General features: G+C 66.8%; 15 protein-coding genes. 12 read left to right on the top strand and 3 right to left on the bottom strand.

Annotated elements, in window-relative coordinates; genetic code table 11:
• Positions 1 to 16: 16 nt before the first annotated feature.
• The 6 genes from AC3A4E_RS00955 (at position 17) to AC3A4E_RS00930 (ending at position 4,723) form a co-directional block, all read left to right on the top strand.
• A complete protein-coding gene (locus tag AC3A4E_RS00955; protein ID WP_487629710.1) occupies positions 17 to 826 on the top strand; it encodes a M48 family metallopeptidase in 810 nt (269 codons plus the stop codon).
• Positions 827 to 935: 109 nt separating this feature from the next.
• The gene (locus AC3A4E_RS00950) at positions 936 to 2,186 is read left to right on the top strand and encodes a tetratricopeptide repeat protein (protein WP_487629709.1); all 1,251 of its coding nucleotides are present in this window, start codon (positions 936 to 938) and stop codon (positions 2,184 to 2,186) included.
• Between the two features lie 135 nt (positions 2,187 to 2,321).
• Positions 2,322 to 2,987: an energy transducer TonB gene (locus AC3A4E_RS00945; protein ID WP_487629708.1), complete on the top strand. Its 666-nt coding sequence runs from the start codon at positions 2,322 to 2,324 to the stop codon at positions 2,985 to 2,987.
• Positions 2,988 to 3,087: 100 nt separating this feature from the next.
• Complete coding sequence (locus AC3A4E_RS00940; protein WP_487629707.1) at positions 3,088 to 3,837, top strand: MotA/TolQ/ExbB proton channel family protein; 750 nt, start codon at positions 3,088 to 3,090, stop codon at positions 3,835 to 3,837.
• 37 nt (positions 3,838 to 3,874) lie between these two features.
• A complete protein-coding gene (locus AC3A4E_RS00935; RefSeq protein WP_487629706.1) occupies positions 3,875 to 4,297 on the top strand; it encodes an ExbD/TolR family protein in 423 nt (140 codons plus the stop codon).
• Positions 4,298 to 4,312: 15 nt separating this feature from the next.
• On the top strand, positions 4,313 to 4,723 hold the full coding sequence (locus AC3A4E_RS00930) for an ExbD/TolR family protein (protein ID WP_487629705.1): 411 nt from the start codon (positions 4,313 to 4,315) through the stop codon (positions 4,721 to 4,723).
• 200 nt (positions 4,724 to 4,923) lie between these two features.
• On the opposite strand, the gene AC3A4E_RS00925 is transcribed toward AC3A4E_RS00930, so the two are convergent.
• The 3 genes from AC3A4E_RS00925 to cls all read right to left on the bottom strand — a co-directional run bounded on the left by AC3A4E_RS00925 (position 4,924) and on the right by cls (position 7,555).
• A complete protein-coding gene (locus AC3A4E_RS00925) occupies positions 4,924 to 5,682 on the bottom strand; it encodes a pyridoxine 5'-phosphate synthase (RefSeq protein ID WP_487629704.1) in 759 nt (252 codons plus the stop codon).
• Complete coding sequence (locus AC3A4E_RS00920; RefSeq protein WP_487629703.1) at positions 5,679 to 5,951, bottom strand: hypothetical protein; 273 nt, start codon at positions 5,949 to 5,951, stop codon at positions 5,679 to 5,681. The genes AC3A4E_RS00925 and AC3A4E_RS00920 overlap by 4 nt, the downstream gene beginning before the upstream one ends.
• Positions 5,952 to 6,112: 161 nt before the next feature.
• Positions 6,113 to 7,555: a cardiolipin synthase gene (gene cls, locus AC3A4E_RS00915; protein WP_487629702.1), complete on the bottom strand. Its 1,443-nt coding sequence runs from the start codon at positions 7,553 to 7,555 to the stop codon at positions 6,113 to 6,115.
• Positions 7,556 to 7,854: 299 nt separating this feature from the next.
• On the opposite strand from cls, the gene AC3A4E_RS00910 reads away from it, so the two are divergent.
• The 6 genes from AC3A4E_RS00910 to AC3A4E_RS00885 all read left to right on the top strand — a co-directional run bounded on the left by AC3A4E_RS00910 (position 7,855) and on the right by AC3A4E_RS00885 (position 13,708).
• A complete protein-coding gene (locus tag AC3A4E_RS00910) occupies positions 7,855 to 8,382 on the top strand; it encodes a hypothetical protein (RefSeq protein WP_487629701.1) in 528 nt (175 codons plus the stop codon).
• Positions 8,379 to 8,999, top strand: coding sequence for a hypothetical protein (locus tag AC3A4E_RS00905; RefSeq protein ID WP_487629700.1), 621 nt, complete (start codon positions 8,379 to 8,381; stop codon positions 8,997 to 8,999). The genes AC3A4E_RS00910 and AC3A4E_RS00905 overlap by 4 nt, the downstream gene beginning before the upstream one ends.
• 53 nt (positions 9,000 to 9,052) lie before the next feature.
• Positions 9,053 to 10,630 carry an adhesin gene (locus tag AC3A4E_RS00900; RefSeq protein WP_487629699.1) on the top strand — a complete coding sequence of 526 codons (1,578 nt, stop codon included), beginning with the start codon at positions 9,053 to 9,055 and terminating at the stop codon, positions 10,628 to 10,630.
• A gap of 184 nt (positions 10,631 to 10,814) precedes the next feature.
• Positions 10,815 to 11,510: a C39 family peptidase gene (locus AC3A4E_RS00895; RefSeq protein WP_487629698.1), complete on the top strand. Its 696-nt coding sequence runs from the start codon at positions 10,815 to 10,817 to the stop codon at positions 11,508 to 11,510.
• 13 nt (positions 11,511 to 11,523) lie between these two features.
• Positions 11,524 to 12,282 (top strand): hypothetical protein, encoded by a 759-nt coding sequence (locus AC3A4E_RS00890; protein ID WP_487629697.1) that lies wholly within the window; start codon positions 11,524 to 11,526, stop codon positions 12,280 to 12,282.
• 115 nt (positions 12,283 to 12,397) lie between these two features.
• Positions 12,398 to 13,708, top strand: a complete 1,311-nt coding sequence (locus AC3A4E_RS00885) for a transporter family protein (RefSeq protein WP_487631983.1) — start codon at positions 12,398 to 12,400, stop codon at positions 13,706 to 13,708.
• Positions 13,709 to 13,832 lie beyond the last annotated feature (124 nt).

Below are 13,832 nucleotides of genomic sequence, written 5' to 3'. Positions count from 1 at the left end.
AGGGGAGGTCCCGTCCATGAAGACGCCTATCGCGGCACTCGCTGCCGCTGCACTGCTCGCTGGCTGTGCAACCACCACGTCCCCGACGGGTCGTACCCAGTACGTCGGCGCGGTCACGCCCGCCCAGCTCAACCAGATGGGCGAGCAGGCATTCGCCCAGACCAAGTCCGAAATGCGTGCCTCGCCCGACGCGAAACAGCAGGCCTACGTGCGCTGCATCGTCACCGACATCGTGCGCGAGCTGCCGGCGGACTGGCAGCGGCTCAACTGGGAGTCGGTGGTCTTCGTCGATGACAATCCGAACGCCTTCGCCCTCCCCGGCGGCAAGGTCGGCGTCCACACCGGCATCCTGAGCGTCGCCAGGAACCAGGATCAGCTGGCGGCGGTGATCGCCCACGAGATCGGCCACGTCTACGCGAACCACCACGACGAGCGCATCACCCGCCAGATGGGCGCGCAGGGCGCACTCGGCGTTGCCGGCGCACTGCTGGGCTCGCGTTACGGCGAAGGCGCGCAGCAGTCCGCGAACCAGCTGGGCGGCGCAGCGCTGCAGACGACGTTCCTGCTGCCCGGTACGCGCACACAGGAGACCGAGGCCGACGTTGTCGGTCAGGACCTGATGGCCAAGGCCGGTTTCGATCCGCGCGCGGCCGTGGGGTTGTGGCAGAACATGATCGCGGCCAGCGGCGGCAACCGTCCGCCGCAGTGGCTGTCGACGCATCCCAACCCCGAGAACCGCATCGCCGAGCTGCAGACCCGTGCGGCCAGCCTTGTGCCCACGTACGAGCAGGCGCAGGCGGCGGGCAAACGCCCCCGCTGCGGTTGACGGACGGCTGCCTCCCCCGGCCCCTTGGCTGCATCCAACCGGCGATAATCGCCGCATCCAGACTCCGGTCCGCCGTGCATGGCGGGCCCTCCACCAATCGAGGTGAACGATGTCGAAGTCCCGCATGCCCCAGCAGGCGCTTGCCGCCGCCCTGACCACCGCCCTGCTCATGCTTGCGGCGCCGACCGTGGTGTCCGCCCAGGATGAAGCTGGTGCTGAACGCAGCGAACGCAGCAGCAGCCGTGCCGATCGCTCCTCGCGCAGCGCCGAGCGCAGTGAGCGCCGCAGCTCGCGCCAGTCTTCACAGCAGGCCGAGGCGCTGTATCCCAACAGCAGCCGCCAAGAGCCGGGCGTGGCGGCCAGCCAGCGTCTGGTGAACCAGCTCAACAATCTGTCGAAGGCCTACAACGAACAGGACGATGCCAAGGGCTTGCCCCTGGCCGACGAGATCCTCGCCAACGAGCGGGCCAACGCCTACGACAAATCGATGGCGGCGCTGCTCGCCGGGCAGCTGCTGCTCAACGAAGACAATGCCCGTGCGATCACCTACCTCGAGCAGGCCATCGCGAGCGGCGGGCTGGACAACAACAACCATTTCCAGGCGATGCTGATCATCGCGCAGCTGCAGGCGCAGGACGACCAGTACGACCAGGCGCTCGCGTCACTCGACCGCTACCTCACCGAGTCGGGCTCGGTCGACCCCAAGGACCAGGCGCTCAAGGGCAACATCCTGTATCGCCTGGAGCGCTTCCCGGAAGCCATCGCGACGCTCAAGCCGGTGATCGATGCCGGCGTCGAGGTCGACCCGCAGTGGACCCAGATCCTGATGGCGTCGTATGCGGAATCCGGCGACACCGCCGAGGCTACCCGTCTGGCCGAGCAGGTCGCCCAGGCGACACCGGACGACAAGCGCTCGCAGGTCAACCTTGCCGTGTCGTATCTGCAGACCGACCAGAACGACAAGGCAATCGAAGTGTTCGAACGCCTGCGCGCGTCTGGCCAGCTCACCGAAGAGAGCGAGTACCGCAATCTCTACGCGTTGTATCTCAACAGCGAGAACAAGGAGCGCGAGGCGATCGCAGTGATCAACGAAGGGCTGCAGAAGGGTGTGCTGAGCGAGGACTACCGCACGATGGTGGCGCTCGGTCAGGCAAACTATTTCAGTGACCAGATCGAGCCTGCGATTGCTGCATGGCGCAAGGCTGCACCGCTGGCAGAGAACGGCGACACGTACCTCAACCTGGCGCGTGTGCTGCACCAGGAAGGTCGTGCCGACGAAGCGAAGGAAGCCGCACGTCAGGCCATCGCAAAGGGTCTGAAATCCAACGCCGATGCGGAGCGGATTCTCTCGGGACGTTAAGAAAAAGTTGCGTGAATCATGGATGGTGCACGCGATACCGATTGGTATAAGCTTTAGGGTTCCTGCCGCCCGGAAGGGCGGCAGATCAACTTTTCCACCGGGGGACATTCCCTTGGCCCGACCAGAGTTCTTCGCATGACGCAACGCTCGACCACGACCGACAGGAACGACGAAGACGAGGGCCTGAACTGGGCACGCATCGCCGGCTTCACGATGGTGGTCGCGTTCCATGCCGCCGCGATCATGTTGCTGCTGGCGCCCGTCAATCCGCCGAACGCCGCAGCGCAGGAAGAAGCGGCCACGCGTGTGGTGATCATCGAACCGCCGCCGCCGCCGCCCCCGCCGCCCCCGCCGCCGCCGGAGCCGCCGAAGCCGACACCGATCAAGGAACTGACCCCGCCGCGTCCGACGCCGGTTCCGCCGCCGCCGGAATCCCCGCCGGTCGTGTTCGACGATCCGTCGCCGATGGATACGCCTGCGCCGCCGCCGGCACCGCCGTCGCCGCCCGCACCGTCGCCTGACATCGGCGCCAGCGTCGACATCTCGTCGAAGAACATGAATCCGCCGCGCTACCCGCCTGCCGCTGCCCGCGCGCAGATCGAAGGCACGGTGATCCTGGTCATCGACGTGGATGCCAACGGCAACGTCACCAACGTGTCGGTCGAGAAGTCCAGCCGCAACCGTGACCTCGATCGCGCTGCGATCGAAGCCGCACGCAAGTGGTCGTTCGCTCCGGCCATGTCGAACGGCCAGCCGGCCGCCGGCCGCGTCCGCGTCCCGGTCGACTTCAACCTCGGCTGATCGCGTCACGGCACACTGATACATCGACGTCCCAAGGGGCGTCGACATTTACGCGTCAACGTTCCACTCTTCAAACCACTACATCTGGAAGGTAAGCGTCATGCTGCAGGAAACCACCAACGCCGCTGTGTCCAACGCTGCCGGTCTGGAGTCGATGGGCTTCGCCGACATGATCGAGCACATGGATGCGGTCAACTGGACCGTGCTCATCGTCCTGATCGTCATGTCCGCGATGTCCATCTTCTGGATCATCTTCAATGCCATCAAGGCAGCACGCCTGAAGGGCAGCACCGATCGCGTCATCAACACGTTCTGGGAAACCCACAACGCGCAGGACGCCATCCGTTTCATGGAAGAGCAGCCCAAGAGCGAGCCCTTCTCGAAGGTCGCCCTCGACGCCGCGCAGGCCGCCGCGCATCACCAGCGCCACGAAGGTTCGCGTCTGGTCGAGTCGCTGAACCGTTCGGAATTCGTCGATCGCGCCCTGCGTCAGGCCGTGACCCGCGAATCGCTGAAGCTTGAAGACGGTCTGACCGTCCTCGCGACCGTCGGCGCGACCGCACCGTTCGTGGGTCTGCTCGGTACCGTGTGGGGCATCTATCGCGCCCTGATCCGTATCGGCGCCAGCGGCCAGGCCGACATCGGCGCGGTGGCGGGTCCGGTCGGCGAGGCGCTGATCATGACCGCGATCGGTCTGGGCGTCGCGATTCCGGCGGTGCTGGGCTACAACTTCTTCGTCCGCCTGAACCGCGGTACGAACAACAAGCTCGACACCTTCGCGCACGACCTGCACGACTTCTTCGCCACCGGTTCGCGCGTCGGCGAAACGCCGGCTCCGGCCAAGGTCTAAGAAGCACGCACGTCAGTAGCGACAACGGAGTTCAGATATGGCTTTCAGCTCAGGTGGTGGCAACGACAAGGTCAACGCCACGATCAACATCGTCCCGCTTGTCGACGTCATGCTGGTGCTGCTGATCATCTTCATGGTCACAGCGCCCCTCATGGCCCACAAGGTGCAGGTCGAGTTGCCGGAAGCCGACCTCGATGAGCGTCCCGAAACCGTGCCCGGTCCACCGCCACTGACCGTGGCGGTGACCGAGAACGGCGACATCTTCCTCAACGACGAGCCGGTCACGCTCCAGTTGCTGGAAAGCGCCTTCTCGGTGGAAGCGCAGAAGACGCCGCAGCCGCCGGTCAACATCCGTGGCGACCAGACGACGAAGTACCGGACGATCAACGACGTGGTCAACACTGCACAGGCCCAGGGCATGCGTAAGGTCGGCTTCATCGCGACGATCGAAAACAGGTAAACCGGAGCAACACGTATGGCATTTTCATCCGGTGGCGAAGGCCCGATGGCCGACATCAACATCATTCCGCTCTGCGACGTGATGTTGGTGCTGCTGATCATCTTCATGGTGACGGCGCCGAAGGCCTCCTATCCAATCGACATCGATCTGCCGCAGCGTTCAACGACGCCGCCGGAGAATCCGGTGGAACCGCCGGAGCCGATCAGGCTGCGGATCGACGGTTCCGGCCAGGTTTTCTGGAACGACAGCCCGACGCCGGTTTCAGCGCTTCGGAACATGATGGAGTCGGAAGTCCAGCGCGACCCGACCAATCAGCCGACGCTCGAAATCGACACCAATGCTGATGCCGAGTACGGCATTCTCGCGAAGGTGCTGGCCGAGGCGAAGAACGCGAACATGCAGAAGATCGGCTTCGTCCGGCAGTAAGGACGACGCACACGCCGGGACGGGCCTGCAGCACGTTCCGGTGTTCAAGCAATGATTGAACGCCGCCTTCGGGCGGCGTTTTTTTGTCCGGCGTCAGGGGGAGTCGCAGGCAACCGTCGCGATCGACGACGACAGCACATGTCGGCGTCATGAGCGATCCGGAATGGCGGAATGGGCCCGTTGAGGGGCCGCCCTGTCGCTCAGGCGGCAGGCGCGGCGTCGAGAATCGCCAGATACCGGCGCACGGTCGTTTCCAGGCCGTCGTACAGCGACTCGCCGATCAACGCGTGGCCGATCGACACCTCGTCGATACCCCCGAGCGCGGCCAGGAATGCGCCGAGGTTGGACTGGCTGAGATCATGGCCTGCGTTGACGCCAAGGCCGGCAGCGCGGGCCTCGCGTGCTGTCGACACGAATGCCGGCAGGACGATGTCCGGCGTGCCCGCTTCGAAGCCTTCCGCCCACGGGCCCGTATAGAGTTCGATGCGGTCGGCGCCACTCGCGCGCGCCGCTTCGATATCCGCACCTGCATCGGCGAACAGGCTGACCCGGCAGCCGAGCGCACGGAACTGCGCGACCAGCGGCACCAGTGCATCGCGGTCACGGGCGAAATCGAAGCCGTGGTCGGAGGTCAGCTGGGTATCGCCGTCAGGCACCAGGGTCACCTGTGCGGGACGCGTCTGCTCGCACAGGGCCAGGAGCCCCGGATAACCTTCGCGCGGCGGCGCAAAGGGGTTGCCTTCGATGTTGAACTCGACGCCGCGCGTGGTGCTCAGATGCGCGAGTGCATGGACGTCGTCGGGCCGGATATGCCGTGCATCGGGCCGCGGGTGCACGGTGATGCCGTGCGCCCCGGCATCGAGACAGGTCACTGCCGCGCGCACCACGTCGGGCTCGCGGCCGCCGCGCGAATTGCGCAGCACCGCGATCTTGTTGACGTTGACGCTGAGTCGGGTCACGGGCCAGCCGGCGGCGATCGCGCGGCATCGTCCGCCGCTGCCGCGCGCCGGGCGTCGGCCTGCTCGCGCAGGCGTCGCAGTTCCATCGGATCGACCATCATCGCTTCGCTGCGGCTCTGGTTGCCGAGGCGTTGGGCGAGCAGCCCCATCACGCCGATCACCACGCACACCAGCGAGAACAGCAGCGCGATCGCAGCGAGTGGGATGGATGTGGTGGTGAACGCGACTGCGAGCGCGCCCAGTGAGAACAGCAGGAACAACCAGGGCATGCGCGGTCTCCGCCTGACGTTGCGGCAGTCTAAACCAGACGACGACGGGATCCGCACGCTGCCGGTACGGAGCGGTCGAATGCAGAAGCGATCAGAACGACAGCGACACGGCCTGCCCTCGACCGGAATCCGCCATCAGGCTGGTTCAATCGACGGGCTGCCTACAACAACGGCGAGCAAAGACGCGCCAGTGCTTCGGGCAGGCGTGCGGTCAGCAGTGGGCGATGACGGCCGCGCTGCACCCGGGGTGCATGTGCGAACTCGCGCTCGATCTGCTGGGCAAGCGCGCCCGCAATGGACAGATCGTCGAACAGCACCGACACCTCGAAATTGAGCCGGAAACTGCGGTGGTCGAAGTTGGCGCTGCCGATCAGCGCCAGGTGGTCGTCCACCAGCAGGGTCTTGCTGTGCAGCAGCCGCGAGCGGTATTCGTAGATCTTCACCCCCGCGACCAGCAACTGGCCGAAATACGAGCGTGCCGCGAGCGTCACCAGTTTTGAGTCGCTGGTGCGCGGCACCAGCAATCGCACATCGAGACCCGCGAGCGCGGCCGAGGTCAGCGCCATCATCGCCGCCTCGCCGGGCACGAAGTACGGCGTCGTCATCCACACCCGGTGTCTGGCGGCGTGGATCGCCCCGACATGCGCACGATGGATCGCTTCCCAGTTGGAATCCGGTCCCGAGGTCAGCACCTGGGTGCGGATCGGCCCGGCGTCCGCCGGTGGCGTCTGCCGCTCGACCTCGGCGAGGAAATCGCGACGCCCGGTCGCGTAGGCCCAGTCCTCGGCGAACACCAGCTGCAGGACACGGACCGACTTGCCGACCAGGCGCATGTGCAGGTCACGGTAGGCATCCGCGCGCAGGCGTTCGTCCTGCTCGTCGGTGATGTTCATGCCGCCGGTGTAACCGATGCGCCCGTCGATCACGACGATCTTGCGATGTGTCCGCAGATTGGTCCAAGGCCGGCGCCAGATACGGCCGAAGCGCATCGGATGGAACCACGCCAGTTCCCCGCCGGCTTCGACCAGCGAGGCAAAGAACCTGCGCGAGGCCTTCGAACCCACGAAGTCGAGCAACAGGCGCACGCGGACGCCTGCACGTGCGCGCTCGACCAGCGCATCGCGCAGTGCGGCGCCGGTGATGTCGGGTTCGTAGATGTAGTACTCGAGGTGGATGTGGTGTTCTGCGCGTGCGATGTCGGCGAGCAGCGCGGTGTACTTCGCGGCGCCATCGACCAGCAGATCGACCTGCGCCGACGATGTCGCCGGCAGGCCGGTCGTCGCCTGCCCCAGGCGCACCAGCTCGGCCGCCTCGCCCTGCTCGCCTTCGATCTCCGCGCTGCGGATCGAGGCGCGGCTGTGGCTGCGGCGCAGCCGGTTGCGATGGATCTTCTGCGGCCCGAACACGTGATAGACGAGGAACCCCAGATAGGGCAGCAACGCCAGGCCGAGCAACCAGCTCAGCGTGGCCACCGGCTCGCGTTTCTGCAGCACGATCCAGACACCCAGCACCACGAGATACAGCGCCCAGCCCACGGTCAGCAGCAGCACGAGATGCGGCATGGTCGCGAACGCGTCCCAGGTGCGCTGCAGGGATCCGGACATGGGCGACTCGACGACGGCGCCGATCGCGCCGCGCACAGGGTAGCGGCGCACTGCGGAAAAACGCGCATGACCGATGCACTGTGACCTGTGACAGCCGGGTGTCGCATTTGTGTGACACCTCAACAACCGCGCCGCGGCGCGCTTCGAGGCCCGTGTCGCGCGATCCGCCTGTAACAGGTGGTGACGACCGCGCCTGCCCGATTGTGTTCCGGATTCCGTAAGCGATTGATCCGGAAGAGAAAAAAGAGTTGGCACGCGGTCTGCGTTGTTTCCCGCACTGAAACAGCGGGGAGCCGACGATGCGCCATCCCATCCAGACGGGCCTGATCCTGATCCTGGCGCTGCCGTGCCTCGCCCTGGCCACCGGCGCCGCGCACGCGGCCGGTGCACGCGCCGGTGTGCACGCGACGCCAGGCGAGATGGTCTTGCTGCGGGATGTCAGTGCCCGCCACGCAGTGCGCCAGGCACCGCCGGGCATCGGCCTCATCGTCGACCCGACCCCGAACCGGCAGCTGATGCCCTCGCTGCCCGGCGGCGAACTGAGCGACGCCGACTTCCTTGCGCTCGATACCGGTCACCAGGTGCAGGGCGCCATGCGTGGCAACGGCGGCATCGCCGCGCCGGTGGTCCAGGTGCTGGCCGGCACACTCGGCGGCGGCACCAATGCACGCGACGCCAGTGGCCTGCAGGGCGTCGGCACGCTGGGCGCCGCGACCGGCGGCCCCCTCGGCGCGGTCGGCAACGCCACGCGCGGCATCGGCGGCCACATCACCGGCGCGCTGTCGCAGATGCCGTTCGCCCAGCCGGCCAACGGAGGTGGCCCGTGATCCGCACCGCTCTCTGCATCGTGTCCGGCGTACTGGCCGCAGCACCGGTGCTCGCCGCCGACGACTATCCCGCGATGCTGGGCTACCTCACGCAGTCGCGCGTGGACGGCAACGCATTCGTCGGCGCCTCCGGCGCCATCGCGATCAACCTGGCAGCCGGTGATCTCAACCAGCAGGCGAACCTCCGCGCGATCGCGGTCGGCACGCGTGCGATCGCCAGTGTCGACGCGCGTCAGGCGCGCAGCCGCGACTTCGCCACGGCACCCGACACGGCGACGGCCGTCATCGCCGGCAACGCGCTCGCGGGCGCGTCCGGCATCGCATCGATCAACCAGGCCAGTGGGGCCGGCAACGCGTCGTTCAACGCGGTGTCGCTCGCACTGGCGCAACAGGGCATACGCGAGACCGACGACGACAGCACGTTGTCGGCGGCACTCGCGTCGGCGGGGCAACAGCACGGTTTCGACAACGGGGGCGCGACATCGAATCGTCGCGTGGCGTCCGTCGAGTCCACTGCGCTGCAGGGCTTCGAAGGTGTGTTGCAGCTCAACCAGGTCGCGGGATCCGGGAACGACACCGGCAACACGCTGGCGATGTCGATCCAGGCGGGGCCGTGACCGGGCACTTCAACGGGAACTCCACGAGAGCAGACGAGAGAGAGAACGCAGACATGAAAACCATCAAGACCACCCTGCTGGCGATTGCCGTCAGCGCAGCCGGTGTCGGCACAGCCCAGGCGCAGACCTACTACGACTGGACCGTCATCGACCACGACATCACCGTCGACGACGTGCGCAACTACGAGACCAACGTCGACGACACCCGCAACTACGAAACCAACATCACCAACACCAATACCGAGGTCAACACCACGGTCAACCAGACCCAGGACTGGACCCAGACGATCGATGAGAACTACAACATCGACGTGAACCAGTCGGTCGACCAGAGCCTGACCGAGTCCTACGACATCAGCGTCACCGATGCGTTCAACCGCGAGGTCAACCAGCAGGTCGACCAGAGCCTCGACGAGGCCCATCGCATCCGCACCAACCAGGTGTACGAGAACATCGACCGCACCGAGAACGTGAACTCCGACATCCGTCGCGAGCGCAACGAACACGGCGTGGCGGTGAACCTCGAGAAGGACCTGTCGCTGAGCTCGGACATCGCCTTCACCGGCGACCCGACGATCACCGGTGCCATCGATCTGGACTCGGCCGCGATCGCGGTCATCGACAACCGCCAGTCGGTCAGCGGCAACCTCGGCATCAACGAAGTGCTCGAGAACACCGCCAGCATCGCCGATGACGTGGGCTCCGAAGCCTCGGGCAACCTGCTGTTCAACGTCGCCGCGGGCGACAATAACGTGCAGGACAACGCTGCGGCACTGTCGGCCGCTGATGCAGGCTTCGCGTTCGGTCTCGCCGACGCCGAAGTGTTCGTGCACCAGATGGGCAGCGGCAACGTGACGATGAACGAGGGCGTGACCAACGCTGCGGGCATCGGTGGCAACGCGTTCTCGGCGGCGACCGGCAACATCGGCGTCAACGTCGCGTCGGGCAACAACAATGCGCAGAAGAACGCGATGGCCGCTTCGGTCGCCACCGCCGCCTATGCGCAGGCCACCGTCAGCTCCAACCAGGTGTCCTCGGGCAACCTGACCTCGAACGCCGGCAGCTACGAGTCGTTCACCGATACCACCGAAATGACGTTGAGCGGCACGCTCGGCGGCAGCTCGATCGCGATCGGTTACGGCGGCTACGAGGGCAGCACCAGCGGCACCACCGAGTCGCGTGGCAACGCGTACCAGCAGTCGAACTTCTACGCCGACATGTGGCAGGGCGAGAACCATCCGAACGGCCCGGTTATCGGCCATGCGGACTACGACATCGACAGCCAGGGTGCGGTCGACAACCCGTACCGCGATGGCATCGGCGGGCTGGCGTTCGATACCGATTCGGAAGGCTCCTATGAGGGTTCCGAGTCGGGCGAACTGGCCTTCATCGAGCTGGGCTACATGGAGCTGGAAGCGGCCCTCAGCGGCGAAGTCAGCACGACCCGCTGGGTCGCGGTTGCGGCAACCAACGATGCCAGCCTGTCGGGCAGCGCCTTCAGCGCGGCCTCGGGCAACATCGGTGTGAACGTGGCGGCGGGTACCGGCAATCTGCAGGCCAACAGCCTGTCGATGGCGGTCGCGCAGCCGGGCGCAGCGGCCCCGCCTCCGGGCGGTGGTGGCGGCGAGTAAGCGCCCACCAGGTGTGACGTCCGGTCTGCCCCCAGGCCGGACTTCTCCCGGAAGCCCCGCGCCACATGCCCCGTGGCGCGGGGCCTTCCTTCCGAAGGTCGTGGCTTCCATTGCCGGAGGCTGGTGTCAGGTCCGGCAATGGAAGACACGCGATGCGCGCAACGCGCATCAGGAGTCGAACGCAATGATCCGCAGTCTTTCCGGCATCGCAGTGGTCTTGCTCGCGCTGGCCAGTCCCGTCCGGGCGGCGGACGTGGCGTTCCACGGCATCCTGCCCAATGGTGCGGTGATGCCGGTCAACGTGGAAAGCATGCGCGAGGCGCGCTACCGCAACATCGTGCGCCAGCACACCGATTACAGCTGCGGCGCGGCCGCACTGGCGACGGTGCTCAAGTTCGCCTACCGGCTCGATGTCGACGAGGCGACCGTCATCGAAGGAATGATGGGCCTGGCCGATCCGGAGGTCGTGCAGTCACGCGGCTTCTCGCTGCTGGACATCAAGCGCTACGTGGAGTCGCTGGGCATGCGCGGCCGCGGGTACCGCATCGAGGAGGACCGCCTGCGCGCATTGCGTGTGCCGGGCCTGGTGCTGATGGACGTGCGCGGCTTCCGCCACTTCGTCGTGCTCAAGCAGGTCAGTGGCGATTACGCGGAAGTCGCCGACCCGATCCTGGGCAACCGCAGCGTGCCGATGGCGGAGTTTCTCGAGTCGTGGCCGTCGCGGGCCATTTTTATCGTCATAGGCAGTGACTTCGACCGTTCGACCGCGCTACTGCAGCCGGTCGAGCGCCCGAGCGCGAAGCGGTTGTTCGCGCGTCAGGGACCGGTGACCGATGCCGAGCTGCTGGATTTCGGCTTCAGCCACGCGGACCTGTTCTGACAGGAGACATGAGATGCGCAATTACACGACATGGCTGGTGGCCATCGCCCTGGGCGCGAGCGTCGCGCCGGCGTGGTCCAGCGACGACACGACATCGACGCACGCCAGTGGCCTGCGCGAGATTCCCGACAGCGAACTGGGCGCGATGCGCGGCCGCTACATCGTCGGCGACAACCGCATCGCCTGGTTCGGCGTGACCATGGTGTCGAACTGGGTCACCAGCGCCGGCCAGTCTGTCCAGGGCGCGGTGAAGCTGGGCTTCGACCTGCGCGGCGCGAAGCCGGAGGTCAGCTTCCAGCCCAGCGTCACCATCACCGAGCAGACGCCGGCATTGGCCGCGGCGGCCGGCACCGGCGACGTGGACGCATCCGGCCTCGCCAACGTCGGCGGGCTGGTGCAGAGCGTGCAGGTCGCCGGTGACGGCAACATCGCGCGCAACGGCATGTCGCTGCAGGTCCGCGAAGGCGACGTTCCCGTCGCGGATGCGACCAGCGGCACGACGGTTGCCGACATGACCCTCCACGGCGCGCATGCACGGGCGTCGCTCGAGGACGGCGGTGCGCGGATCCTGCTGCAGGTCGCCGGTCAGGGCGCGGCCGAGCAATGGATCGACGCACGTTCGATCGGGCAGAGCATCCAGCTCGCCGGCAACGGCCAGGCGGTCGGCAACCAGCTGCAACTCGAGCTCGTGCGCCAGTCGGTGCCGTCCAGCCAGACCATCCACCAGAACCTGATCCAGGCCATCGGCATGACACGCGCCGGCGGCATCTGAGACAGGCACATACACGCGTCGATGCGGGAGGGGCACCTTGAAATCGACACCGACACGCGCGCGACGGCCATTGGCCATCGCGCTGGGACTCGCACTGCTGTATCCGGCCATCGGCATGGCGCAGGATGCCGGGCAGATCACCGCCGAGGACCGCGCGCGCATGCAGCAGCTGCTGCAGGAGCTGCAGTCGCTCAAGCAGGACTACGCGCAGGAAGTGCGCCGGCTGCGCGAACTCGACATGCAGATCCAGGCGCTGCAGGCGCGTGTCACCGGCGTGGCACCGGCCCTCGCGCCGCGCGACGCACCGCAGATGGCCGCGCAGCCGGGCGCACCTGCACCGGTGTCGCCGACGCAGTCGTCCCGTCCGCCGCCGTTGCCGGCCAGTGCAGCCGCTGCGCCGGTGTCGCGCGGCGACGAAGGCTATGCGAGCACCGCCGAGGACGCGCAGCGCGCCCAGGACACCGACTCGCGCAGCGTTGCCGACGTCAAACAGCAGAGCACCGCGCTGTTCAACCGCCGGCTCACGCTGGAGAACGGCATCAGCTACAACCGCTATGACCGCAAGCAGGTCACGCTCAACGGATTCCTCGCACTGGATGCGATCTTCCTGGGCAACATCGCGGTCGAGAACGTCGAGTCCGACACGGTGAACTACAACTTCGCCGCGCGCTGGGGCGTCAGCTCACGCCTGAGTCTGAATCTCGACGTGCCCTACATCGCACGCAAGACCGTCTACCAGAAGGGTGGCGCCGGCGGCGCGGCCGCGGCGATCGCGCAGGAGGAAACCGACGGCACCGGCCTGGGCGACATCAACGCGAGTGCGAACTGGAAACTGTTCGGCGAACGCGGGCCCTGGCCGGAGACCGTGCTCAATGTCGGCGTCACCGCGCCGACCGGCCGCGAGCCCTACGGCATTCCGTGGCGCGTACTCGAGCGCGATGCAGACAACTTCATCCGCTTCGCGGTGCCCGAGGAACAGCCGACCGGCAACGGACTGTGGCAGGCGACCGTAGGCCTGTCGGCGGTCAAGACCACCGACCCCGCGATCCTGTTCGGCAACATCGGCTACGTGCGCTCGTTCGCCCGTGACTTCAGCGATCTGGACAACAATCCGGAGACGACCAACCCCGGCCGCGTGCGGCTCGGCGATGCCTACTACTTCGGTGCCGGTGTCGCGTTCGCCTTCAACGAACGCACCAGCCTGAGCATCTCCTTCAGCGACCGCCTCAACGCCCGTGCACGCACGCGCTACGAAGGCGCCGACTGGATGAAGCTGATCGGCAGCGATGCGAACGCCGCGACGATGAGCCTCGGCGTGACCCACGCGATGACGCCGAACGCGACCTTCGTCGGCGTGCTCGGCATCGGCCTGACGCCGGATGCACCGGACTTCAACCTGACGGTGAAGGTGCCCTACTCGCTGTAGTGGTGCGCGGCGGGCTGTCCGGACCGGGTCGACATCGCGTCACCCGGTGCGGCGCCCGCCAGGTCTTCGCCTGGATGTGGCGATGCCGGCGATGCGATCGAGGTGGGTGCGCGCCACTGTCTGC

The sequence above is a fragment of the Luteimonas sp. Soil_N_1 genome, assembly GCF_057656255.1.
Note: the sequence above shows the minus strand (reverse complement) of the source record. Positions and strands in the feature narration are given on the sequence as shown.